This is a genomic window from Streptomyces sp. NPDC048416 (assembly GCF_043200435.1).
Lineage (GTDB): Bacteria > Actinomycetota > Actinomycetes > Streptomycetales > Streptomycetaceae > Streptomyces.
Genome location: NZ_JBICXU010000002.1, coordinates 174,082 through 196,707, shown reverse-complemented (window position 1 = coordinate 196,707; position 22,626 = coordinate 174,082). Strand labels below are relative to the sequence as shown.

Sequence of the window (22,626 nt, the reverse complement as noted above, 5' to 3'; positions counted from 1 at the left end):
CACACCGACCCAGTCTAGCCATTCCCCTGATCAATGCGTCCTGGCCAGGGGCGCCTCCTGGCCATGGGCCCCGCCGATCGTCTCGGCACGCGGCGACGACCGGCGTGAGGGGTGGTCCGACGACCGACCCGAGGCCCGGCCATCACGAAGGGCCCCCTCCGACAGGAGGAGGCCCCGAAGATCGAGTTCGCGTCAGCGGGCGACGTGCGCGGCGAACTTCGCCCATGCGCCGGGATCGACCGTGATGACGCCCCGGCCGTGGTCCTTGGTGTCCCGGACGTAGACCATGGGCTCGTCGGTCACGCACTCGACGCAGTCGTTACCACCGCCGCCGCCACTGTAGGTGGACTTGTGCCAGCTCAGAGTCTCACTCACGTGTACCTCTTCAGTGCCTCAGTGATCATGCCTGTGGACGCGTCGGCCGCTAGCGCTCGGGACGCGAACCGATCATAGACCCGCTGGTACCGGAGGACTTCGGCCACTTCCTCCGTGTATTGGCCCGTGTGGAAGCCCTCCGTATATGCCGCTCTCGCCCCGCTGGGAAGCGTCAAGGTGTAGGTCGTTCCGCTGATGTGCCCGTCACCGAAGGGGAGGATCTGGATGGTGATGTTCGGTTGCGCCTGCGCGTCCAACAACCGCTGTATCTGGGTCGCCGTCGCCCGGTAGAGCGCCGATTCGTCAAGGACCGCGTTGAACCACGGGGGATCGGGGCGGCTCCAGACGGACTGCCGTTCCATGCGTTGATGAACGAACGAGTCGATGTCGCGGGGGTCTCCTGCCTGTCCGGCCAGCAGAAGCTCTCTCGCGTAGTCCTCGGTCTGGAGAAGCCCGGGCACCAGGAGCGACACGCACGAAAACATGACCGCCTCTTCCTGGCGGTCGATGAAGGGGGCCGCATAGTCGCTGACGGTCGTCTTCTCCCGAACGCGAACCAGGTTCACGAGCGAGCCGGCCGGGATCCCCAAGACGTGTTCGACCCGGTCGGCCAAGGAGCGGTCGAGGAACGCGATACCCCGTTCCAGCTTGGACACATAGCTCTGGCTCACGAACAGACGCTCAGCCAACAGGTCTTGCGTCCACTCCGGCCCCATGGCTTCCCGGTGCCTCCTGATCATGTCCCCGATGTACTGAGCCATGCTGCCGCCGGGGTCCAGGCGGCTCGTGTTGGGCATATGCGGTAGTCCGATCACGACAGGAATACTCAACTGCTAGTGATCGTACGGCTACAGAGCGATGGTGGGACCCGGAAGCAGAACCCTCCACACAAGGGAGCCCCACTGATGCACCCCTCCCCCGACCTCACCGCCGAGCCGCCGGCCCGCCTCACCGAGGACGAGCACGCCGTTCTGTACAAGCGCCTCGTCGCGGCCATCCAGGACGCGGGGCTCTGCGCGTCCACCGTGCACCGCGAGGGCGACACGTACATGTGGCGGTTCGGGCCCCACACCGCGCGTCTCGCCTCGGGCATCTTCAGGGCCGCGAGGAAGTCGTGATCATTCAGGTCGGCGACGCCCTGACCGACGCCCAGACGCTGCGAGTCGGGGAGGTCATCGCGGTGGAGGGCACCAAGGTCACTCTTGCCAGCGGCCCCTTTCACTGGGAGCAGGAGAAGCACCAGTGCCGTCCGGCAAGCATCGCCGAGCAGGCCTCCCTCGGCCCCGCGAACGCCGTCCGCGTCATCACCGGCGAGTACGGTCGGCTCCCGACGTGAAACTGGCCGGCACGCTCCTGGCGCTGGGCGCACTCGGAGTCCTCATCGGCTCCGTGGTGGCCTGGTTCTGCACCACATAGGCCACTCGGGACGAACCCAGGGTCCGGGAGGGGCGGTACCAGTGACGAGATCCGGCTGAACGTGCCTGAGCGGCCGGGGACTTGTTGCAACCCATCCAGGCTTCCGCCCCTGCCGGTTCCGGATCAGCCCCCTGCGGCAATCAATCGGACCCGGCAGGGGGGACGTTCAGGGAAGTGCCTTCCAGAGACACACGGACCGGCGTGCCCCAGCCCTCCCTGGCAGGCGCAGGAGAAGGCGGATTCCCCGGTGGCTCCGCTTCATCAGAACGCGGGGCGCCGGACATAGTCGATGAACGCCGCCCAGGCCTTAGGGCCGGCCTCGACCCCTGGAAGGCCCCGGTCCTTCGTATCGCGGATGCGGACCTTGGCGGGGTCGTTGTCGGCGACTTCGACGCACGTATCCGACTTCGTATGGCTGCTCGTACGCCAATTCAGCTCTTCATTCACGATTTCCCCTTCCCATGCGCTCAAAATGCTGGACCGCCTTCAGGATCAGTTCCCTTGCGGCCTGCCCGTAGACGGCAGACTGCCGGTGGAACTCGAATGCCTTCCGATATTGCTCGACTTCCCTTGGCTGCGTCACTGACATCTCCGCGGAGTAGGTCTCCACCATCACGAGCTTGTCGTCGAACATCGAGAAGGCATGCCCGATCCATAGGTCAAGGGGGGCGGACCGGGGGACGATGCCCAGGCTGAGTCGAGGCAGCGCCATCACGGCTATCAGTCGGTCAAGCTGAGCCCTCATGACCCCCGACCCGCCATGGTTCGAGTAGAGGGCCTGCTCACCGAGGAGCACGTTGAAGATCCGGTCGCCCTTGTAAAGACACGACTGTCGTTCGAGGCGCTTGGCCACGGCAGCTTCCGTATCGGCAGGTGACTCATAGAAGGTCGACACCTGTTCGAAGATGACCTCCGCGTAGTCCGAGGTCTGGATGGTGCCCCAGATCGTGGAAGGGTCCCAGATCCTGAACACCTTGGTCTTCTGGTAGAGCGGCAGGGACTTCTTCTGGCGGTTCTCAGTCCCCTCGTGGAGCTGCCGGCGCCACTCCATCCACAACTCGTCCATGTGCCGGACGGTGGCGACCAGGTCTGAGATCTCGGCCGAGCGGCCGGTCTTCTCACACCAGACCCGGATGTCGTCCTCGCTCGCGTTCTGCTTGCCGTTCTCGATGCGGGAGACCTTTGACTCCTGCCAACCGGTGACAGCAGCGAAGGCCCGGCCGCTGGTGAACCCCGCGTCCTTGCGGAATCCACGCAGCCGGGCGCCCAACGCCTCGCGAGTCTCCTGCGCCTGGTTGTTCACCGCTCGGTCAGGGCTTGTACTCGGAGTGCTGGACTGCTGAGCCCCAGAGGAGATCCCGGACACGGACGCATTCGGCGACCGTCTCGGGATCCTCGATCACTTCGGAGCCGAGGACCCTTCCGTTCTCGTCGAAGTGCCCGACTGCCAGGAGCTTGTCGTCGAAGAGCCACCAGTCGTTGCCTCCGACCGGAAAGACCAGCCCCTCGGGCACCTTGTGGCGCGGCAGCCATCGGATCTGCTCGCCGGCCTCCTCGTTGAGCGGAGTTCCCTCATGCTCCCAGCGGATGTACGGCGTGTGCGGCTCAGTCACGACGCGGACCCGCCGCACACTCTTGCCCTGCTGGGTGAGCCCTCGAACCATCGACAGCCACGAGTCCATGAACGCGTTGTCGACTGCTCCCTTGAGCCACTTCTCGTACGGCCCGTCCTCCAGTGGCACTGAGTAGTCGTCCCTCAGCTCCAGATGGAAGGCATCGTGCGCGGCAGCCTCAATGAGACGGTTGCGCTCGGCGCTGGAGATCAGCTCCACGTGGTTCCTCCAGGAGGACTGCGATCGCGGCCTTGGGGACCTCGACCACGGTCTCGTAATCCGGAATCGACATCTGGGACAGAGCCTCGGGATCAGTCACCTCCCGGCCCTGCACAACGTACGTGCCTCCCGGTGTGATGACCATGAGAGGGTCCTCAAGGCGCTTGAACTCGCCAGGGGAAAGGCCATCCTTCTCCAGGTGCTTGAACAGCTCGGCGGGGACCTCGACAGCCGTCTTGCCCTCCGGGATGTCGAGACTCACTCGCGGGTCATCAGAGATGATCTTCCATCCCTGAACGAGGTAAGTGTCACGGTCGGTGGCGTAGAGGGTAGGGCAGTCGCCCACTTTGGAGTCCTTACCAAGGAACCGTAGTTTCATGGTCGTTCTCCTGTCGTCTGCCTTGCGTGAGATTGCGCGGCGCCTCGATGGTCGAGGACGCGTTCGACGCCGTCAATCGACTTGCTGCAAACTCGCGCAATCTCCTTGGGGGGTGATTACGGACCGCTCTACGGTCATTCCGTACCGAGCAGCCGAGGTCCGCAAACCGTGCCATCCCGAGGGGAGATGCGTGGTGCCCAACGTGATCAAGAGACCGGGGACGCCGGTCGATGACTTGCCCATAGATGAGGAATTGATCAGAGACAGCGTCGACGCCACCCTCAACATGGGGCTGAGCACGTCGACCCGCGACGACATTGACGGCAAGACCAGGGCCTTGATCGGGCACATGAACTTGCTCCTCTCCGACGGGTTGGGCACGGACGACGACCGCTCGGCCGGCGCCGGTGGAACTTCCAGGGCCGCATGACCGGCGCCTCGGCGGCGGTCTGCGGTGTCTGTTGGGCGCTCATCCGATGATCTTCCGTCCCTGAGGTGCTGTACGCCGACTCCTCCCCTGCGGCACCCCTCGGGAGCGGAACCCAAATCCCACGCCGGCCGGCCCGTACCCCGAAGAAGGACGGGTCGGGCCGAGGTGGGTGCAAGGCGGCGCGGAGAACGACTCTCCGCACAGCACATGCGCAAGGAGGACCATTCCGTGCAGAACCTCTACACCCTCCCCGCTGTCGACGACAGCGCGTTCGAGAACTTCTGCGGCGGCAACCTCGGCGGCGAGCACGAGTCGTGCATCGACGTTGCGGCGATCCCCGGTGCCGTGGAGGCGTTCGAGCTGCGTGACTCGAAGCCCGAGGGCGTCGGCCGGAGTATGCGCGTCACCGCAGCCGAGGTCGACGACTTCGTCGTTGGCTGGGCCGAGAAGCGGGGTCTGGCGCTCTAGTCTGACGCTTCCCCCATCCAGGACAAGACGGGCCGCCCTGTTGCGGCGGGGCGGCCCCGCGCTTCCAGAAGGGCACAAATGAGCTGCTCAGGGCACTGGCATGGATACGGGCCGTGGATCGGTCCGTCGGCGGTGTACGGGAAAGAGGGAGGCCGCCGCCCCCCTCACCCCAACGGCCCGCTCTCGCTCCTGGACGCCGAGGACAAGAAGCAGCAGGCCGTCCTCGACCGGTACAAGGAAGCCGCCGCCGAATTCGCGTCGGGCAACGTGCCGCCCACCATGACCGGGTGGTGGCTCATGAAGAAGAATCAGGTGTCCGCCGATCGCACCTGGGCTGACGTGGGTATCGCCCTCGCGTGGCTGACCAAGCAGTACGAGGAGAACCCCCCGTTCGTGCGTGCGGACGGCAAGCAGGCGTACTGCGGCCTCGACCTCAAGCTGGAGTACGCCATCGACGTACTGCCCCACGGTGTCGACGTGAGCTGGGTGTACTACCTGCCGTGCGAGCGGCTGATCTCGTTCTCCATCGTGTGCTGCCCGAACCGGTTCCACCCCGAGATCCCCTGTCCGCTCCCGCCTGCGTAAGGAGTCGACGTCATGTCGCTGCGCCTCTTACTGCCCGAGGAAGGTGTCACCGAACTGCTGGCCTCCTGGCCGGACACTCCGCGCGTGTACGAGCGCCCCACGTCGGCCCTCGACGAGTCGGTCACCGCGGAGTCCATCCGCGGCTACCTCTACTCGGGATGTGTCCCGGCCAGTGAGATCGCCGCCATCAAGGCGCCGAACCCATCACTGAGCCAGAACGCCTACATGACGAACGGCCGGACGGACCGCGCCAAGCTCGCCCGGCTGTACGAACACGGCTTCACCATCCGCCTCGGCAACCTTCAGCGAGTGGTCCCCGCCCTGGCCGGGATGTCCGGAACCATCCAGACGGAGACCGGCTACTCGAACTACATCCACGCCTTCCTGACCCCGCCCGGTGAACAAGGACTCCGCCACCACTGGGATCAGCAGATGGCGGTGATCGTCCAGATCGCGGGAACGAAACGGTGGCAGCTCTGGCGACCACCGGTCGCGGCCCCCATGCGCGAGTACAACGAGAGCTTCCGCGTGTGGAAGGACGAGTTCATCCCGACGTGGGAGGCGGCCGGGCCGGACGTGGAGGTCGACCTGAAGGCCGGCCAGTCCCTCTTGCTCCCGCGGGGATGGGTCCACAACCCCCACGTCGTCGACACTGAAGAGCACAGCATCCACCTGACGTTCGCGATCCGTGAGCGCACCCGCCTGTGGCTGGCCGAGAAACTGCTCGCCGGTGCCATCGCCGAGGAGGAGTTCCGGGACATCGTCCTCCCGCGCAAGCTGGGCGGGGAGGGGCTGATACAGCAGCTCGGAAAAGCGCGTGAGGCGCTGGTGACGTACGTGCAGGGCCTCGACCTGGCCGCGCTCGCACCGACCGTCGTCAAGGACGCGTTGACGGAGTCGGAGTACACGTCCTGAGTGGATGAATGATGGGCAGGCGCCTTGGTGATCCCGGTGATCCCCCGGGATCCTGTGGCCCCGTGATCGCGGCCAGGATGTCGGCCGCTCCCTGGGCGAGCAGGTCTGCCGCGACACAGCCGCCCCCCTTCTCCGGGTCGTCCACCGGCCCGGACCCTGCTGCGGCCACCCGTGTCGTCCCGCCCAGTGAGGTGACGGCGGCCGACGCAGCTGACAAGGAGAGGGGTGCCCCTCGGAGGTCTCCAGGTGGGGCCGGACCCCCTGCGTACCGCTCCGCGGACTTCGATAGGCCGCCCAACTGCCCTGGGCTTGAGCGCCGACCTTACTGATCTTTCCGGTCACCCTCGCGCGCACGAGAAGAGAGGAGTGATATGCCCGTTCGATCAATGCGAGCAGGGTTGGCTATTTCCCTGATCAATGCCTCCTGTGCCAGGATCGGTAATCCGTCCAACCCCACAGGAAGGTTCCCGAATCCGCTCGATTCGGACTTCCTCGCTTCGCAAGGAGAGCGCGTGCTCACTGTTGGTGACCAGTTCCCCACGTACGACCTGACTGCCTGTGTGTCGCTGGAGAGCGGCCAGGAGTTCCAGCAGATCGACCACAAGACCTACGAGGGCAAGTGGCGCGTGGTCTTCGCGTGGCCCAAGGACTTCACCTTCGTCTGCCCCACCGAGATCGCCGCGTTCGGCAAGCTGAACGACGAGTTCGCCGACCGCGACGCGCAGATCCTCGGCTTCTCCGGTGACTCCGAGTTCGTGCACCACGCCTGGCGCAAGGACCACCCGGACCTGACCGACCTGCCCTTCCCGATGCTGGCCGACTCCAAGCACGAGCTCATGCGTGACCTCGGCATCGAGGGCGAGGACGGCTTCGCGCAGCGCGCCGTCTTCATCGTCGACCCGAACAACGAGATCCAGTTCACGATGGTGACCGCCGGTTCCGTGGGCCGTAACCCCAAGGAGGTCCTGCGGGTCCTCGACGCGCTCCAGACCGACGAGCTGTGCCCGTGCAACTGGACCAAGGGCGAGACCACCCTTGACCCGGTCGCGCTGCTGGCCGGTGAGTAATCCATGTCCCTCGACGCGCTGAAGTCCGCCGTACCGGACTACGCCAAGGACCTGAAGCTCAACCTCGGCTCGGTCATCGGCAACTCCGAGCTCCCGGCCCAGCAGCTGTGGGGCACGGTGCTCGCCACCGCCATCGCCTCGCGCAGCCCGATCGTGCTGCGTGAGCTGGAGCCCGAGGCCAAGGCCAACCTCTCCCCCGAGGCGTACACGGCGGCCAAGGCAGCCGCCGCGGTCATGGCCATGAACAACGTCTTCTACCGCACCCGCCACCTGCTCTCCGACCCGGAGTACGGCACGCTGCGGGCCGGTCTGCGGATGAACGTCATCGGCAACCCGGGCGTGGAGAAGGTCGACTTCGAGCTGTGGTCGCTCGCCGTCTCCGCGGTGAACGGCTGCGGCCAGTGCCTCGACTCGCACGAGCAGGTGCTGCGCAAGGCCGGTGTCGACCGCGCGACGATCCAGGAGGCCTTCAAGATCGCCGCGGTGGTCCAGGCCGTGGGCGTCACCCTGGACTCCGAGGCCGCGCTCGCCGCGTAGTCCGCGTAGTCCGCGTAGTCCGCGCAGTGCATGCGGTCCGTGCGGTCCGCGTGGCCCGCGCCGCGCAGTCCGCGTACGGACATGAACGCCAGAAGAGCCCCGCCGGTGCGACACCGGCGGGGCTCTTTCGCGTCCTGGTGGGCCGTGGGGCGGCGCTACTCCTGCTCGCCGCCCGCGCCGCCCGCACCGGATGCGGTCCCGGCGGGTGCGGTCCCGGCCTTCGATTCCTGTCCTGACGGGCCGTCGCCGGTCGGGCCGTCGGCGGGCCCCGCGGGCCTCGCCCCACCGGCCGGCGTGCTCCCGTCCTCCGGGTGCGTCGCGGTGTGCACCGCGTTGTCGCGGGCGTACTGGCGCAGGTAGCCGACCACGGTGTTGGTGACGGCGACCAGCGGGACCGCGACGACGGCCCCTCCGATGCCGGCCACCAGGCCGCCGGCGGCCACCGAGAGCACCACCGCGAGCGGGTGCACCCGCACCGCCCGGCCCAGGATGAAGGGCTGAAGGACGTGGCCCTCGATCTGCTGCACGGCGAGGACGACGACCAGCACCATCAGGGCGTTGAACACGCCGTCGGTGACGAGGGCGACCACGACGGCGAGCGCGCCCGAGACGACCGCGCCCACCAGCGGGATGAAGGCGAAGAGGAAGATGAACACGGCGAGCGGCACCGCCATGGGCACGCCCAGGAAGTAGATGCCGACGCCGATGCAGATCGCGTCGATCAGGGCCACTATCACCGTGCCGCGCACATAGGCGGTGAGCGTGCGCCAGGCCTTGGGGCCCGCGCCCGCGACGCCCGGCCGGGCGGCCTCCGGCACCAGCTTGAGCACCCACTGCCAGATCTTCGGGCCGTCGTACAGCAGGAACAGCGTCGAGAACATCGCCAGCAGAATGCCGGTCAGCACCTCGACGACGACGGTCACACCCTGGAGCCCGGCGGAGGTGATCTCGTTGGTGTTGGACCCGATGGTGTCGCTGAGGTTCTTGGCGATCTGGTTGATCTGGTCCTCGGTGACATGGAACGGGCTGTTCAGGGCCCAGCTCTTCAGCTCCTCGATGCCGCCCTGCACCTTGTGCGACAGGTCGTCGAGGTTGTCCATGACCTGCCAGACCACGAACCAGCCGACGAGCCCCATGATGACGAATCCGGAGACCGCGGTGACCGCGGTGGCGAGCCCGCGCGGCAGGCCCATCCGCTTCAGCCGGGCGACGGTCGGCTGGAGCAGCGCCGTGACCAGCAGGGCCGCCACGAACGCGAGGACCACCAGGCTGACCGCGCTGATGATCTGCGTCAGTACGTAGATGGCTCCGGCCAGCACGAGCAGCCGCCAGCCGACCTCCGCGGCGACCCGCATGCTCCACGGCACGGCGGCGACCGGGTCGGGCCGCGCGGCTACGGCGGGTGCGTACAGGGGCGGCGGCGGTACGTGCTCGGGGGCGTGCTCGGGGGCGTGCTCCTGCGAAACGTCCGTCGGCTCCGCCGACTTGGCGTCGGCCGCCGGGGCCACCGGAGCGACCGGCGCGGTCGCGGCCTGCGCCACAGGGGCCGCCGCCGCGGGGGCGTCCGCCGGGGTGGCGCCTTCGGCTTCGGCCTCTGCCTCGGCCCGGCGCTCCTCCAGGAGCTCTCCCATCCGGGTCAGTCCGGCGCCTAGCCGTCCGAGCAAACCGGGCACTGTCGACATGATCCCGCCGTTTCCTTGTCCCCCGCCGCTGAGTCTCCCCACCGAGCTCTCCCCCGTGCTGTCCGAAGTTGACCGTACACGGGCGGAGCCCCGCACCGAAGGACGGTGCGGGGCTCCGAAAGGTTGCGCGGCCCCGGGCGTTCGTCCGCCGGGCCGACCCAACTACCGGCCGATCTCTAGTACCAGCTGTGGGACTGCCAGTACGACCAGGCGCCGCAGGGGCTGCCATAGCGTTCGTTCATGTAGTTGAGGCCCCACTTGATCTGGGTGGCCGGGTTGGTCTGCCAGTCGGAGCCGACCGACGCCATCTTGTTGCCGGGCAGCGCCTGGACGAGGCCGTACGCGCCGGAACCGGAGTTCGTGGCCTGGTAGTTCCAGCTCGACTCGTTGTTCACGATGTGGCTGAAGCACTGGAACTGACCGGCGGGGACGATCTGCCGGGCGATCGACTGGATCTCGGAGACCGAGTAGGAGCTCTTGACCGCGAAGTCGGTGCGGCTCGCCGAGCGGCTTGCGGCCTGGGTCTCCAGGTCGCGGGCCTTGGCGTCCTTGTCCGCCTTCTCCTTGTCCGCGGCGTCCTTCTTGTCCTTGGCGGCCTGGGCGGCCTGAACGCGCGCGGCCTCCTCGGCGGACTTCTTCGCCGCGGCGCTGGCCTGCGAGGCCTGGGCGTCCGCCTGCTGCGTCAGGGACGCGGTCTGCACCTGGGCCTGCTGGCCGGCGGGGAGATCCGCGAGCAGCGTCGTGTCGGCCGCGGTGGCCTCGAAGTTGTCGTTCGAAGCGGCGGCGGGACTTCCCGCGGCAACGCCGACGACGGCGCCAACTGTGGTGACCGCAGTGGCAGACGCCACCGCGAATCCCCGGACCGAGATCCGGCTCACACGGTTTCCTTCCAGCAGCGTCCGCACGGGTGACCTCGCGAACGCGATCGTGCCCCTGGCTCTCTCCTCCCAACTACAGGGTCACGGGAGGAACTGACCCGATGGACAACTCCCTTGCGGGAAGTGCCGCGTGATGCGCGGGCGGCATACGGCTCAGCTATGGAGTTGCGTGGGTACCGAGGTACCCGGGATACAGGGGTGCCGTATGCGGGGCCTGACGGATGCAAGACTCTGCCGGAAGCGGACGCCGCTAAGCAATTCCGCGTTGCGTGTGAAACCTCACACCTGGCCCGCGCCCATAATTTTCGCCAACTCCTCGCACAGGAAAGCGCCGCCCGGCTAGGCTGCTGCGCTCGCCGGACGGCGCCAACTGGTCGGTACTGCCTCAGATCGAGACGTCCTCCAGCATTTCGGTCACCAGGGCGGCGATCTGCGATCGCTCGGACCGGGTGAGGGTGACATGCGCGAACAGCGGGTGTCCCTTCAGCTTTTCGACGACCGCCACGACACCGTCGTACCGGCCGACCCTCAAGTTGTCGCGCTGGGCCACGTCATGAGTGAGCACCACCCGGGAATTGGCCCCGATCCGGGACAGAACGGTCAGCAGAACGTTCCGTTCCAGTGACTGCGCCTCGTCCACGATCACGAAGGCGTCATGCAGGGAGCGGCCCCTGATGTGGGTGAGCGGCAGGACTTCGAGCATGCCGCGCGAGGTGACCTCCTCGATGACCTCACGGCTCGTCACCGCGGACAGCGTGTCGAAGACGGCCTGGGCCCAGGGGCCCATCTTCTCGGCCTCGGAGCCCGGCAGATAGCCGAGTTCCTGGCCGCCCACCGCGTACAGCGGCCGGAAGACCATCACCTTCTTGTGCTGCCTGCGCTCCAGGACGGCTTCCAGGCCGGCGCAGAGCGCGAGCGCCGACTTGCCGGTACCGGCCCGGCCGCCCATCGAGATGATGCCGATCTCGGGGTCGAGCAGCAGATCGAGCGCGATGCGCTGCTCGGCGCTGCGGCCGTGGATGCCGAACGCCTCGCGGTCGCCCCGTACGAGCTTGACGTTCCCGTCCGGCGCGACCCGGCCGAGCGCCTTGCCGCGCTCGGAGAGCAGCACGAGCCCGGTGTGGACGGGGAGCTCGGCGGCCTCCGGAACGTACAGCCTCTCCTCCTCGAACAGGAGGTCGACCTGCTCACCGCTGAGCGGCAGTTCGGCCATGCCGTTCCAGCCGGAGTCGGTGATGGCCAGTTCCGCGCGGTACTCCTCCGCGAGCAGCCCCACCGACGACGCCTTGATCCTGAGCGGGAGGTCCTTCGACACGACGGTGACGTCGTATCCCTCCGCCTGGAGATTGCGGGCGACGGCGAGGATCCGGGAGTCGTTGTCCCCCAACCTGTAGCCGGCGGGCAGGACGCCGGGATCGGAATGGTTCAACTCGACACGGAGGGTGCCGCCGAGCTCCCCCATGGGGATGGGGGCGTCGAGGCGTCCGTACCGGACCCGGAAGTCGTCGAGCAGGCGCAGTGCCTGCCGGGCGAAGTAACCGAGCTCGGGATGGTGCCTCTTGGCCTCCAGCTCCGTGACCACGACGATGGGGAGCACCACTTCGTGCTCCTCGAACCGGGTCATCGCTTTGGGGTCGGCCAGCAGGACGCTGGTGTCGAGGACGTAGGTGCGCCGGTCGGGCATGCGGCGCTTTGTGCTGGTCACCACGGAAGGACGTACCCCCTCGTAAGAGGCGCATGAGAACGGGGTGCGACGGCGTCGCGGAAACGGGGACCGGGCTTCGACCGCGCTGCGCGGGCCGAGCTCCGGCCCTCCACGTCGCCCGCGCGCGGTGCGCGGTCGTCCTGGTGCAAAGGGCCTCCCGGGCGGGTGGCATTGCTGCCGCCCACTGAGATCCGACGCCCGTGGACCGGGCGTCGACCTGGTGGGGTTATGCCCTCGAACACGCGAAGCCATGCCCCGTCATATGCCTGGAGTTCCCCCTGGGGCTCCGCCCCCACATGCCGGCCGGCACCAAGCCCTGCCACCCGCTCACACCTGAAGGGCGCTCGTCCTCAATCGCCGGACAGGCTGAGGTGCCCGGTGCGGGCCGGCACCGAGTAGTCAGGGGCGCGGGGAACTGCGCGGGTGCCCCACCACGGCCCGCACCCTGGAGCCGGGGTCGCCGGGGCTCCGCCCCAAACCCCGTTCGCGCCTAAAGGGCGCTCGTCCTCAATCGCCGGACAGGCTGAGGTGCCCGGTGCAGCCCGGCACCGAACAGCCCAGCAGGCTGAGGTGTGCGTGCCGCCCGGCGCCGAGTAGTCAGGGGCGCGGGGAACTGCGCGACCAGCCACGCACGGCCCGCACGCACAAGCCGACCCCTTGGGGCTCCGCCCCAAACCCCGTTCGCGCCTGAACGGCGCTCGTCCTCAATCGCCGGACAGGCTGAGGTGACCCACGCAGCCCGGCACCGAACAGCCCAGCAGGCTGAGGTGGCCGGTGCGGGTCGGCATCAGCGCTGACAGGGGCGCGGGGAACTGCGCGACCAGCCACGCACGGCCCGCACCCGAAAGCGCACCCGAAGCACACCCGAAGCGGCACCCTCAGGTGCCATACCTCCGATGCCGCGCAGCATAATCACGCAGGGCCCGCAAAAAGTCCACCTTGCGGAAGGCCGGCCAGAACACTTCGCAGAAGTAGTACTCGGAGTGCGCCGACTGCCACAGCATGAACCCGGAGAGCCGCTGCTCACCGCTCGTGCGGATCACGAGGTCGGGATCGGGCTGGCCCCGCGTGTACAGGTGCTCCGAGATGTGCTCGACGTCGACGATCTCCGCGAGCTCTTCGAAGGACGTACCCTTCGCCGCGTGCTCAAGCAGGAGCGAGCGGACCGCGTCCGCGATCTCCTGGCGTCCGCCGTAGCCGACGGCGACGTTGACCAGTATCCCGTCGATGTCGTGCGTGGCCTGTTCGGCCTCCTTGAGCACGGACTGGGTGTGCCCCGGCAGCAGATCCGCGTTGCCGACGTGGTGGACGCGCCAGCGCCCGTCCGCCGCCAAGTCCCGCACCGCGTCCTCGATGATGCCGAGCAGCGGGGTCAACTGGTCCTCGGGGCGGTCCAGGTTGTCGGTGGAGAGCAGCCAGAGGGTGACGACCTCGACATCCGTCTCGGCGCACCAGCCGAGCAGTTCCTGGATCTTGCTGGCACCGGCCTGGTGGCCCTGCTCGGGGCTGCGGGCCGATGCCTTGGCCCAGCGCCGGTTGCCGTCCAGGATGACGCCGATGTGCTTGGGCACCTGGTCGTGGTCGAGGCGGCCTTCCACCCGGCGCGCATAGAGCCTGTAGACCAGGTCGCGCAAACTCACCGATTTCACCCTCTCGTTGCCTTCCAGGGGCCCGCCGCCGCCCCGCACACCGGCCGCCCCAGGGAAAGCACAGTACTGCGGACGGGTCATGGCGGCCCAACTCGGTCTGTCACAAGTCCGTGATAAGCAGGGAAACGTGACTGAATCCCTCCACTTCCTCGCCGCCCCCGGCCGCTACGACTCCATGGAGTACCGCCGCACCGGCCGCAGCGGCCTCAAACTCCCCGCCGTCTCGCTCGGCCTGTGGCACAACTTCGGCGACGACCGGGCCCTGGAGTCCCAGCGCGCGATCCTGCGCCGCGCCTTCGACCTGGGGGTCACCCATTTCGACCTGGCCAACAACTACGGTCCGCCGGCCGGCTCGGCCGAGCTGAACTTCGGCACGATTTTCGGCCAGGACTTCGCCCCGTACCGGGACGAGCTCGTCATCTCCACCAAGGCCGGCTATCTGATGCACCCGGGGCCTTACGGCGAGTGGGGTTCGCGCAAGTATCTGATGTCCTCGCTCGACGCCTCGCTGAAGCGCATGGGCCTCGACCACGTCGACATCTTCTACTCGCACCGCTTCGACCCCCACACTCCGCTGGAGGAGACGATGGGCGCGCTCGCCTCCGCCGTCCAGCAGGGCAAGGCGCTGTATGTGGGCGTCTCCTCGTACACCAGCGAGCAGACCGGGCAGGCGGCGCGGATGCTGCGCGAGATGGGGGTGCCCGCCCTGATCCACCAGCCCTCGTACTCGATGATCAACCGCTGGACGGAGCAGGACGGGCTGCTCGACACCCTGGAGGCGGCCGGCATGGGCTGCATCTCCTTCGCGCCGCTCGCCCAGGGCCTGCTCACCGACAAGTACCTCAAGGGCATCCCGGAGGGCTCCCGCGCCAGCCAGGGCAAGTCCCTCGATCCGGACCTGCTCTCCGACGACGTGGTGCGCCGCCTGGGCGGCCTGAACGACATCGCCGCCCGGCGCGGCCAGTCGCTCGCCCAGCTGGCGCTGACCTGGGTGCTGCGCGACCCGCGCATGACGTCCGCGCTCATCGGCGCCTCCAGCGTCAAGCAGTTGGAGGACAACGTGGCGGCGCTGGCCGGACCGGCGCTCACCGACGCGGAGTTGAAGGAGATCGACACCTTCGCCGTGGACACCGAGGGCACGAACATCTGGGCCGCGCGCAGCTGAGACGGAGCGGGGGCGGGGCGGGCGCGGGGCGACGGTTGTGGCGTCGGCCGGGACCCCGCCCGGGCCGGCCGGGGACGTGTGTCCGGGCGGGCCGGGGACGTGTGTCCGGGCCGGCCGGGGACGTGTGTCCGGGGCCCGGAAAAGAAAAAACGGGCCGGTCCGTGGGGGGGATACGGACCGGCCCGAGGGGGGGTTTCCACCATAACCCTTCGTAAGTGCTGCTGGGTGCCACGGCGCCACAGAACTACGCTCCGGAGCCGGGCCAGTACGGTGTCGCGGTCCCCCGCAGGGGTGACCCAGCCGCCGGGCCCGATCTTGACCGTGCAGGTCAGAGGGGTCGCGGCCGGGCGGGGGCGCCCCCGGAGGCCGGTCCCGGCCCGCGGAAATCCCCTCCGGGTGAGCTTCACCCCACTGGCGCAGGCGGGGCGGCGCGTTGTGACCGTCCGGTGTCAGCGCGTGCACGAGGAGGCGCATCCGGGGGCGCCCGCACGGCGGAGCCGCAGGAGGAAGACGCCGTCCGCCTGCGCCACCCGTACGTATCCGTACCTCGCGAGCGCCAGGGCGTACTCGTGCTCCTGACGCTCCGCCGGATAGGGCCAGGGGCCGGGCGGATAGGGCCAGGACTGCGGAGGCCGGCGGTCGTAGGCGATCCACTGTGCCGTGGGGCGCGGGATGGAGCGGTCCCTCTCGTACAGCCTGCCCGCCACCGGGAAGGCCGGGAACAGGACGACTGTGGTGCGTGAAGTCAGCTGGGGCGCAAGGCGGTTGGAGGCGGCGACGGTCGCGCCGTCGGGGATGCGCCGCAGCAGGCCGTGTACGGCGAGGACGTGCGGGTCGGTGCGCCAGGTGGAGCGGTGGGCGAGCTGGGCGAGGGGGAAGGACGGCGCGAGGACGAGGGTGACGGCGAGGACCGTCGCGAGTGAGGCCCGCACATGGCGCCGGGACAGCGGATCGCCGGCGGCGGCGTACGGTCGCAGCGCGTCGGTGAGGGCCGCGAGGACGACCGGCATCAGGACGGCCGTGTAGTGGAAGGCGGTCCCCCAGTGGAAGGCGTTGGCGGACAGCATCCGCCAGCCGAGGGTGGGCACGGCGATCAGGGCCAGCGGGGAGCGCAGGGCGATGAGCGCGGCGGGGGCGAAGACGAGGACGAGGGTGGTCGCCTTCACCTCGGGGCGCACCGCGTCAAGCGGCGCCAGCAGGAGCGTGGTGAGCGGCGAGTGGTGGGCGGGCGCGAGGTTCGCGGCGTGCGCGTAGGTGCCCGTCGGGTTGAAGAACGGCATCAGGACCGTGAAGGCGAGCGCGCTGCCCAGCAGGCCGAGCGCCGCAATCGCAAGGCCCAGCCGGCGCGGTCCGCGCCAGGCCACGTACGCGCCGATCGCGGCGAGCGTGAGCCCCAGGTCCTCCTTGACCAGGAGCAGCGGCACGGCCCAGGCGACCGCGCGCCGCCACCGTCCGCGGGCCAGCGCTTCGAGGGCGTACGAGGCCAGCGGCACCGCGAAGCAGACCTCGTGGAAGTCGAAGCCGACCGCGGAGGCGATGCCCCAGCTCAGCCCGTACCCGAAGGCGATGACATGGGCGGCTCGGCGGCCGATGACCCGCGCGGCCTGCCGGGCGAGCGGCACCACGGCGAGCGCGAGCAGCGCGGCCTGCGCCAGGAGCAGCGTGTACGGGGAAGGGGCGAGGCGGTAGAGGGGGGCGAGGACGGCGAGCACGGGGTGGAAGTGGTCGCCGAGGAGGTTGAAGCCGTCGCCGCGCAGGGGCGCGACGGGTGCGCGGAGGTGGGCGTAGGCGCGGACCGCCTGCTCGAAGATGCCGAGGTCGTAGCCGGTGGTGCGGACCAGCGCCTGACGGCGGGCGGAGACGGTCGCGTACAGGGCGAAGAGCGCGCAGGCCCACCCCCACCACAGGAGGGCGGGCCTGCCGAGGCGTACGCGCGGGATGCGGGAGAGGGCGAGTACGGGCGCGCTCGGCGGCTGCGTGCGCCGCCCTACTCGTTGATCGGCGATTGTCCCCATATGCCCCGATGCTAAGCAGCCCGCGTCGGCCTCAGCGGCTTCCGCGCCTCGATCAGGAACCGTGTCGTGTGCGCGACGAAGGGGCCTTCGGTACGGATCTGCTCGTCGAGCGCCTTCAGCTGGTCGCGGTACTCGTCGACGGTGAAGCCGGGCACCATCCAGATCACCTTGCGCAGGAAGTAGACGACGGCGCCGATGTCGTTGAACTCGGTGCGCAGCTTCTCAGGCCGCAGATCGACGACTTCGAGCCCCGCACTCTCCGCCTCCTTGCGCGCCTTGCCGGGGTCGCGCCCGCCGCGCACCTCGGGCGGCTGCGGCCCCAGGAAGTACTCGACGAGCTCGAACACGCTGGCCGGGCCCACCTGTTGGGAGAAGTAGGTGCCGCCAGGGGACAGCACGCGGGAGATCTCGCCCCACCAGGTGGTGACGGGATGCCGGCTGACGACGAGGTCGAAGGCGCCGTCGGCGAACGGCAGCGGCGGCTTGTCCTCGTCGGCGACGACGGCCACTCCGCGCGGGTGGAGCAGGCCGGTGGCGCGGGCGACGTTCGGGGGCCAGCCCTCCGTCGCGACGGCGAGCGGCGGCAGCTGCGGCACGGCGGCCAGGACTTCGCCGCCGCCGGTCTGGATGTCGAGCGCGGCGGTCGCCCTTGCCATCCGCCCGGCCATCGCACGGGCGTACCCCCAGGACGGCCGCTCCTCGGTGGCCCGGCCGTCGAGCCAGGAGAAGTCCCAGCCGTCGACGGAGACGGACGCGGCCTCGTCGATCAGTTCCTCGAAGGGACGGTTGTTGTGGTTCCTGATGTTTCGGCCCATGTTGCGGACCCTACGCGGCGGCCCCGCGAGCCACTACCGTTTATCCATGGGCCGATGGAGGGACGGAACGGGCGAGTTGAGCGTGCTCGACGGCGCCGGGGTGACGGTTCTGCTGGAGATCGCCGCGTCCTACGGGGCCCGCACGCGGGGCCTGCTCGGCCGCGACGGCATCGAGGGCGCGCTCCTGCTGACCCCGGCGAGCAGTGTGCACACCTTCCGGATGCGCTTCGCGATCGACGTGGCCCACCTGGACCGGCACCTGCGGGTCATCGCGGTACGCACCATGGCGCCGGGCCGGCTCGGGGCGCTGCGGCCGCGCGCGCGGCACGTCCTGGAGGCGGAGGCGGGCGCGATGGCGGGCTGGGGGCTGCGGCCGGGCGTCGTCGTCTCGGTCGCGACCGGTCAGGATCTCAGGACTTGAGCTTGGCCGCCTGCGCAACGGCGAGCTGGGACGGGATCTGGGGCGTGTCGTCCCCGGTGACGTCGACGGCGTAGTACGTGACGACCGTCGTCCCGCTGCGCACCACCTGGAACACCATCGGCACGGGGTCGCCCTGGGCGACGCCCATCAGCTCGTACGCGATGGCCTCGTCGCCCACGTCCGGCGTGGGCAGCTCCTTGACCTCGGAGAACGCCGAGGGCTCCAGGTCGCCGCCCCTGGTGGTGAACCCGTCGGCGCAGGCCTCGACGGCGGTACGCAGCCGGCGCAGCACGTCGGCGGCCCCCTCGGGGTGGGCGCCCAGGACCTCGGTGACGACGGTCTGGTCGGCCTGGCCGTCCTCGGTGGTGTTCACGAGCCGTCGGAAGACGGTCGCGGAGGGCGCGGGCTGCGGGGTGCCGTTGATGACGGCCACGAAGGGCATGCACTCGGGCTTCGAGGTCCGGGAGCTGCCGGTGGGGGCGCCGCCCTCCAGGGGTTCGGCCGCGAAGTCCTTGACGTCACCGGTCACGAGCGCGGCCGCGGCGAGCTGGTCGCCGGTGAGCACGCCGGGCGCCGCCTTCACCTGCGTGGTGGCGCTCGCGCCGGGCGCGGCCCCGGTGTCACGGACCGAACCGCCCTCGCCCTTGCCACCCCCCTGAGCAGGCCCGCACGAGGCCGCGGCGGCAAGCGCGACGAGACACACCCCGGCCGTCGCCGCACGGCTCCGTAGCAGCCTTGGCTTCATACCCAGCACCGTAACAACCACTCCTGTGGATTGGCTGGGTCCTGCCCCGCCCAAATTCCGCGCGACGAAAACCGCCGACACCCGACGTGTCCCGGGTACCCGGACGAGAGCGAATCCAACTCATGGGCTGGGGCGCCCGGTTGGGCGGGTGGGGCGGGCCGGTGCGGGCCGGTGCGGGCCGGTGCGGGCCGGTGCGGGCCGGTGCGGCCGAGCCTCGGGGAAGCGGAGCCCCGGGCGTCGAACCGTTCCGCACGAGTCGGGGTCAGAACTCTTGGTCCAGCTTCGTCCCCTCGGGGGCGCGGAAGCAGCCCGATGTCACGGTAACCAAGATGAGCGGGTTGGATTCCTTACCGGCTCCCGGGCTGGACACCACCAGTTCGGCATTGATCGAGTAGCGATCCTTCATCGAATCAGCGGTGAGTTCGAGAGTCTTCGCTTTGCTCTTGTTCGGACCGTATTCGACGATTTTCCATCCACCCTTGGGCAGATTTTCGCGCAGCCGCTGAAATCCGTTCCGCAGCACCTCTTCGGAAAAGACAGAATAGACGGACCAAGGATGGTTGGCCCGGTACAGGTGGCTCGGATATCCCTCGCACGGGGAGATACCCGGGCCCGGTTCCGTCACCTTCCCCTCCTTGATCCCCATCATTTCGAGAATCTGACTGGACACACTGCTGGTCTTCTCGCGCGCCTTTCCCACGGACAGGGTCTCTGGAGTGTTGGCGGGGTTGCTGTACACGTCGTCAGCACATCCTGTCGCGAAGAGTAGGGCGCCGAGGGACACAGACAAAGCGCTTGCTGCGCGCTTGCGGAAGGTCGTCCGGTGCAGGTGCGGGTGCGGGTGCGGGTGCGGGTGCGGGTGCGGCTCAGCATCTAGTCGTCTTCCTCTACGCGGTTGTAGCGGCCCACTACGACCCATGCCTGGTTCTTCAGCGAGTGCGAGTCCTAGTTCCAGTAGTCGCTGCGCCCGCTCGTGTCGACATCCACGCGATGCGCTCCGAACGATTCGTCAGAGGGGATCGACTCGATGTACCCGGCGTCGTACGGGACACCGTTCCACGTGTTGACGCCCCACTTCCATCCCGCGAGATTGATCTGCATGCGGGTGCTGTGCCGATCGGCCGCCTGGGCCTTCAGTTGCTCCCACTCGTCCCACGCCACGCGTGGCTCCTCCCCCTCGGCCAAGCGTGACCTCGGAGGCCGCGTCACCCGGCTGCCTTTGCGCTCATTGAGGCTGGCGGGACGGACGTTAACCGAGCAGAGCGGCCCCCGACGTCCGTGCGATCACTCAAGCGGCCTGAGTATCCGTACTCAGGCAGTCGCGGTGCGGCGGCGCCCCGACCTCACATTCCGCCGCGGGCAGACGTGTGCGACGTCGAACGACTAGCCGCCGCTCCGGGTGAAGCTGACCTCCACGCGGCGGTTCTTCTTGCGGCCGTCCTCCGTGGAGTTGTCCGAGATCGGGTAGTCCTCGGCGTACCCCCGGATCTCGAAGGTGACATCGGGGCCGAGGGAGAGGGAGAGCGCCTTCTGGACCGCGTCCGCGCGTTCCTTCGACAGGACCACGCCGTGCTCGTGCGTACCGAGGTTGTCGGTGAAGCCGAAGACACGGACACTGGTCGCCTTCTGCTTCTTGACCTCCGCGGCGATGCCCTGGATGCGGTCATTGGCGTCGGGCGACAGGGCCGCGCTGTCCATCGCGAACAGCACCTCCGCCTGCAACGCGAACGTCACGCTGGTGTTGGTGTCGGAGCGCCGTTCCTCACCGCCCTGGTCCTCGACGATCGACTTGATGTCCAGCACCTTCGGCGCCGCTAGCGTGCCGCCCTCGGGGAGCTTCAGGTTCGGTGAGGTCCCGTCGACCTTCATCGAGGGGTCGGACGTCGCCTCGGTGCCGGGCAGTGGGGGGCTGCTCGGCGTATCGTCGGCGTACGCGGCGCCCGCGCCGACGGTCAGAACGAGCGCGGCGGCGAATGCTGCGGCTGCGTGCCGGGTTCTGGTCATGGCGCGATCACCCGGAGACGGGAACGGTCATGGTGGGGAAGGTCGGAAGCTGGAAGTCGACTTCCTTGGTGCCGTTGGGTGGGGCGGGGAACTGAGCGAAGAAGGGAGTGCTCTGGCCGGCCTTGATGCTGGAAATCCCCATGGTGCAAAGGCACTTGCCGCCCGTATCGCGCAAGACGTAGTACCGCTTCTTTCCGACCTTGTCGACCAGTGTTGCACCGGCGACCGAATCACCGCTCGCCAGCACATCCCGCTCCGTGCCGGCCCAGGGCGACGTGGCGACGAAGTCGTCACCCCCGGTGTTCTTCACTTGTCCTGCGACCGTGAGGAACCCGCCCGTATCGCGCTTCACACTGTTGATGGTGAGGACGACGCCGCCCTCCCCGGTGGACTCCGCGAGCTTGGCCGTAGCGGGAGGCGAGACCGATGCGTCCGCCTGCCGGCCAGGATCGGAAGACGTGGCCGACGACTGCGACGAAGCATCCGCGTGCGGCTTGTCGTCCTTACCGCCGTCGCCGCATCCAGAGACGGTGAACGCCAGAGCGACGACCACCGCCACCACGGCCCCGTTCCGGGGCCTCAACGTATGCCGAACACTCATCGGTGTCATTCCTCTGCTCGTCACTCGCTGTCAGTCGACCAGTTTCACGGTGAAGATCTTCTCCAGGTCGGGCAGGGGATCGACCGGCATGTCCTTGCCGTCACATGTGATCGTGACGGGAGGCGGCGGCTTGGGATCGTTCCCGTCACCGTTACTCGGCGGAAGACCGCAGCGCAGCTGGATGACCGCCGTGGCATCGGCAGTCGCGTGGTCCTGTTCGGTGCCGGGGATCACTGTCTTGCCGACGGTGTACTGGGTCCGGACACCCACGGTGAACCTGAACTGTCCGACACCACCGGGTTGAGGATCCCATTCGCGGAGGTCGGCGTGGTTCCGCGCGGCGAAATTCACAGCTTCGTCATGGGCAAGCGCGATGGCTCCGTCATCCTTGAAGATGTCATCGAGACCGCCGGGTGTGGTGAGCGCGAGGAGAACCTTCGGCCCCAACTCCTCACGGGCACGCTGCGCGGCAGCGAGCGCCGCCGAATCGGCTGCCCCCTGGGCGCCGTTACGCGTGGCAGACGCCTGTCCGACCGCAAAGAAGGCGAACGCAAGGAAGAGCAGACCCGCCACCATCACGACGTAGATGGGGAAAGCCTGCCCTTGGTCACCGTGAAATCGTGAAGTCAGCCGCCGGCCTTGATCTTGGTGATCTGCTCCTTGATCTTGGTGGTGATCTCGCTCCCGATCCCCGTCGCCATAATCCCGCCGATGATCGCCACCACCACCAGAATGATCCCCAGGTACTCGAACGACGTCTGCCCCCGCTGCCGGTCCGCTGCCGCGTAGCGGCGTCGGGCTCGGGCCACCGTCGTGTTCCTCCAGCCGGCCACCCGCATCTGCGCAGCGACGGCGGTCCTCAGCAGCGTGTCCTGCGGCATCTCGCGGCTCTCCTCCGGTTGCGGCATCGCGTACGTCACCGGGAACGTAGACCGGGGCCGC

Annotated in this window: 29 protein-coding genes; 10 read left to right on the top strand and 19 right to left on the bottom strand. The window is 68.6% G+C overall.

Features of this window, described 5'->3' with window-relative positions; genetic code table 11:
* Positions 1-192: 192 nt before the first annotated feature.
* Positions 193-375 carry a DUF397 domain-containing protein gene (locus ACGFW5_RS03735; RefSeq protein ID WP_393832531.1) on the bottom strand — a complete coding sequence of 61 codons (183 nt, stop codon included), beginning with the start codon at positions 373-375 and terminating at the stop codon, positions 193-195.
* Positions 372-1,136, bottom strand: coding sequence for a Scr1 family TA system antitoxin-like transcriptional regulator (locus ACGFW5_RS03730; RefSeq protein WP_393832530.1), 765 nt, complete (start codon positions 1,134-1,136; stop codon positions 372-374). The genes ACGFW5_RS03735 and ACGFW5_RS03730 overlap by 4 nt, the downstream gene beginning before the upstream one ends.
* 144 nt (positions 1,137-1,280) lie before the next feature.
* On the opposite strand from ACGFW5_RS03730, the gene ACGFW5_RS03725 reads away from it, so the two are divergent.
* Entirely contained in the window at positions 1,281-1,493 is a 213-nt protein-coding gene (locus tag ACGFW5_RS03725) for a hypothetical protein (RefSeq protein ID WP_393832529.1), read from the top strand.
* Positions 1,490-1,711, top strand: coding sequence for a hypothetical protein (locus tag ACGFW5_RS03720; protein WP_393832528.1), 222 nt, complete (start codon positions 1,490-1,492; stop codon positions 1,709-1,711). Before ACGFW5_RS03725 ends, ACGFW5_RS03720 begins: the two co-directional genes overlap by 4 nt.
* Positions 1,712-2,052: 341 nt before the next feature.
* Here the strand turns inward: ACGFW5_RS03720 and ACGFW5_RS03715 are convergent, their stop codons facing one another.
* Genes ACGFW5_RS03715 through ACGFW5_RS03700 form a run of 4 tightly spaced genes read right to left on the bottom strand, consistent with a single transcriptional unit; the run spans position 2,053 to position 4,002 of the window.
* Positions 2,053-2,238 carry a DUF397 domain-containing protein gene (locus ACGFW5_RS03715; RefSeq protein WP_393832527.1) on the bottom strand — a complete coding sequence of 62 codons (186 nt, stop codon included), beginning with the start codon at positions 2,236-2,238 and terminating at the stop codon, positions 2,053-2,055.
* Positions 2,231-3,094, bottom strand: a complete 864-nt coding sequence (locus tag ACGFW5_RS03710; protein ID WP_393832526.1) for a helix-turn-helix domain-containing protein — start codon at positions 3,092-3,094, stop codon at positions 2,231-2,233. The genes ACGFW5_RS03715 and ACGFW5_RS03710 overlap by 8 nt, the downstream gene beginning before the upstream one ends.
* Positions 3,095-3,101: 7 nt before the next feature.
* Positions 3,102-3,623: a DUF6879 family protein gene (locus ACGFW5_RS03705; protein ID WP_393832525.1), complete on the bottom strand. Its 522-nt coding sequence runs from the start codon at positions 3,621-3,623 to the stop codon at positions 3,102-3,104.
* Positions 3,583-4,002, bottom strand: coding sequence for a hypothetical protein (locus tag ACGFW5_RS03700; RefSeq protein ID WP_393832524.1), 420 nt, complete (start codon positions 4,000-4,002; stop codon positions 3,583-3,585). The genes ACGFW5_RS03705 and ACGFW5_RS03700 overlap by 41 nt, the downstream gene beginning before the upstream one ends.
* Before the next feature lie 193 nt (positions 4,003-4,195).
* Between ACGFW5_RS03700 and ACGFW5_RS03695 the strand changes: the two genes are divergently transcribed.
* From ACGFW5_RS03695 to ACGFW5_RS03670, 6 genes are all read left to right on the top strand, one after another.
* Positions 4,196-4,432: a hypothetical protein gene (locus tag ACGFW5_RS03695; RefSeq protein ID WP_393832523.1), complete on the top strand. Its 237-nt coding sequence runs from the start codon at positions 4,196-4,198 to the stop codon at positions 4,430-4,432.
* A 228-nt stretch (positions 4,433-4,660) separates the two neighbouring features.
* On the top strand, positions 4,661-4,900 hold the full coding sequence (locus tag ACGFW5_RS03690) for a DUF397 domain-containing protein (protein ID WP_393832522.1): 240 nt from the start codon (positions 4,661-4,663) through the stop codon (positions 4,898-4,900).
* A 78-nt stretch (positions 4,901-4,978) separates the two neighbouring features.
* On the top strand, positions 4,979-5,485 hold the full coding sequence (locus ACGFW5_RS03685; protein WP_393832521.1) for a hypothetical protein: 507 nt from the start codon (positions 4,979-4,981) through the stop codon (positions 5,483-5,485).
* Positions 5,486-5,497: 12 nt separating this feature from the next.
* Positions 5,498-6,400 (top strand): JmjC domain-containing protein, encoded by a 903-nt coding sequence (locus ACGFW5_RS03680; RefSeq protein ID WP_393832520.1) that lies wholly within the window; start codon positions 5,498-5,500, stop codon positions 6,398-6,400.
* A 512-nt stretch (positions 6,401-6,912) separates the two neighbouring features.
* Positions 6,913-7,467: a peroxiredoxin gene (locus ACGFW5_RS03675; protein ID WP_393832519.1), complete on the top strand. Its 555-nt coding sequence runs from the start codon at positions 6,913-6,915 to the stop codon at positions 7,465-7,467.
* A 3-nt stretch (positions 7,468-7,470) separates the two neighbouring features.
* Positions 7,471-8,004 carry an alkyl hydroperoxide reductase gene (locus ACGFW5_RS03670; RefSeq protein ID WP_393832518.1) on the top strand — a complete coding sequence of 178 codons (534 nt, stop codon included), beginning with the start codon at positions 7,471-7,473 and terminating at the stop codon, positions 8,002-8,004.
* 155 nt (positions 8,005-8,159) lie between these two features.
* Here ACGFW5_RS03670 and ACGFW5_RS03665 read toward each other — a convergent pair whose 3' ends face one another.
* The 4 genes from ACGFW5_RS03665 to ACGFW5_RS03650 form a co-directional block, all read right to left on the bottom strand.
* The gene (locus ACGFW5_RS03665) at positions 8,160-9,686 is read right to left on the bottom strand and encodes an AI-2E family transporter (protein WP_393832517.1); all 1,527 of its coding nucleotides are present in this window, start codon (positions 9,684-9,686) and stop codon (positions 8,160-8,162) included.
* A 176-nt stretch (positions 9,687-9,862) separates the two neighbouring features.
* Positions 9,863-10,564, bottom strand: a complete 702-nt coding sequence (locus ACGFW5_RS03660) for a transglycosylase SLT domain-containing protein (protein ID WP_393832516.1) — start codon at positions 10,562-10,564, stop codon at positions 9,863-9,865.
* 385 nt (positions 10,565-10,949) lie between these two features.
* Positions 10,950-12,272, bottom strand: coding sequence for a PhoH family protein (locus tag ACGFW5_RS03655; RefSeq protein WP_393832515.1), 1,323 nt, complete (start codon positions 12,270-12,272; stop codon positions 10,950-10,952).
* Between the two features lie 875 nt (positions 12,273-13,147).
* The gene (locus tag ACGFW5_RS03650) at positions 13,148-13,909 is read right to left on the bottom strand and encodes an isoprenyl transferase (RefSeq protein WP_393832514.1); all 762 of its coding nucleotides are present in this window, start codon (positions 13,907-13,909) and stop codon (positions 13,148-13,150) included.
* A gap of 136 nt (positions 13,910-14,045) precedes the next feature.
* Here ACGFW5_RS03650 and mgrA point away from each other — a divergent pair, with 136 nt between their 5' ends.
* The gene (mgrA, locus tag ACGFW5_RS03645) at positions 14,046-15,083 is read left to right on the top strand and encodes an L-glyceraldehyde 3-phosphate reductase (protein ID WP_393832513.1); all 1,038 of its coding nucleotides are present in this window, start codon (positions 14,046-14,048) and stop codon (positions 15,081-15,083) included.
* Positions 15,084-15,532: 449 nt separating this feature from the next.
* Here the strand turns inward: mgrA and ACGFW5_RS03640 are convergent, their stop codons facing one another.
* A complete protein-coding gene (locus tag ACGFW5_RS03640) occupies positions 15,533-17,098 on the bottom strand; it encodes a DUF2079 domain-containing protein (protein ID WP_393832512.1) in 1,566 nt (521 codons plus the stop codon).
* Positions 17,099-17,109: 11 nt separating this feature from the next.
* On the bottom strand, positions 17,110-17,913 hold the full coding sequence (locus ACGFW5_RS03635; protein ID WP_393832511.1) for a class I SAM-dependent methyltransferase: 804 nt from the start codon (positions 17,911-17,913) through the stop codon (positions 17,110-17,112).
* 46 nt (positions 17,914-17,959) lie between these two features.
* Between ACGFW5_RS03635 and ACGFW5_RS03630 the strand changes: the two genes are divergently transcribed.
* Positions 17,960-18,334 (top strand): DUF192 domain-containing protein, encoded by a 375-nt coding sequence (locus ACGFW5_RS03630; protein ID WP_393832510.1) that lies wholly within the window; start codon positions 17,960-17,962, stop codon positions 18,332-18,334.
* Here the strand turns inward: ACGFW5_RS03630 and ACGFW5_RS03625 are convergent.
* The 7 genes from ACGFW5_RS03625 to ACGFW5_RS03595 form a co-directional block, all read right to left on the bottom strand.
* Positions 18,324-19,079 carry a hypothetical protein gene (locus tag ACGFW5_RS03625; RefSeq protein WP_393832509.1) on the bottom strand — a complete coding sequence of 252 codons (756 nt, stop codon included), beginning with the start codon at positions 19,077-19,079 and terminating at the stop codon, positions 18,324-18,326. The genes ACGFW5_RS03630 and ACGFW5_RS03625 overlap by 11 nt on opposite strands.
* Positions 19,080-19,341: 262 nt before the next feature.
* Positions 19,342-19,818 carry a hypothetical protein gene (locus ACGFW5_RS03620; protein ID WP_393832508.1) on the bottom strand — a complete coding sequence of 159 codons (477 nt, stop codon included), beginning with the start codon at positions 19,816-19,818 and terminating at the stop codon, positions 19,342-19,344.
* A 206-nt stretch (positions 19,819-20,024) separates the two neighbouring features.
* Positions 20,025-20,240, bottom strand: a complete 216-nt coding sequence (locus ACGFW5_RS03615; protein ID WP_393832507.1) for a hypothetical protein — start codon at positions 20,238-20,240, stop codon at positions 20,025-20,027.
* A 222-nt stretch (positions 20,241-20,462) separates the two neighbouring features.
* Entirely contained in the window at positions 20,463-21,083 is a 621-nt protein-coding gene (locus ACGFW5_RS03610; protein ID WP_393832506.1) for an OmpA family protein, read from the bottom strand.
* A gap of 7 nt (positions 21,084-21,090) precedes the next feature.
* Positions 21,091-21,642: a hypothetical protein gene (locus tag ACGFW5_RS03605; protein WP_393832505.1), complete on the bottom strand. Its 552-nt coding sequence runs from the start codon at positions 21,640-21,642 to the stop codon at positions 21,091-21,093.
* A 72-nt stretch (positions 21,643-21,714) separates the two neighbouring features.
* Positions 21,715-22,314: a pilus assembly protein TadG-related protein gene (locus tag ACGFW5_RS03600; RefSeq protein WP_393832726.1), complete on the bottom strand. Its 600-nt coding sequence runs from the start codon at positions 22,312-22,314 to the stop codon at positions 21,715-21,717.
* Entirely contained in the window at positions 22,311-22,565 is a 255-nt protein-coding gene (locus ACGFW5_RS03595) for a hypothetical protein (protein ID WP_393832725.1), read from the bottom strand. Before ACGFW5_RS03595 ends, ACGFW5_RS03600 begins: the two co-directional genes overlap by 4 nt.
* Between the last annotated feature and the right edge of the window lie 61 nt (positions 22,566-22,626).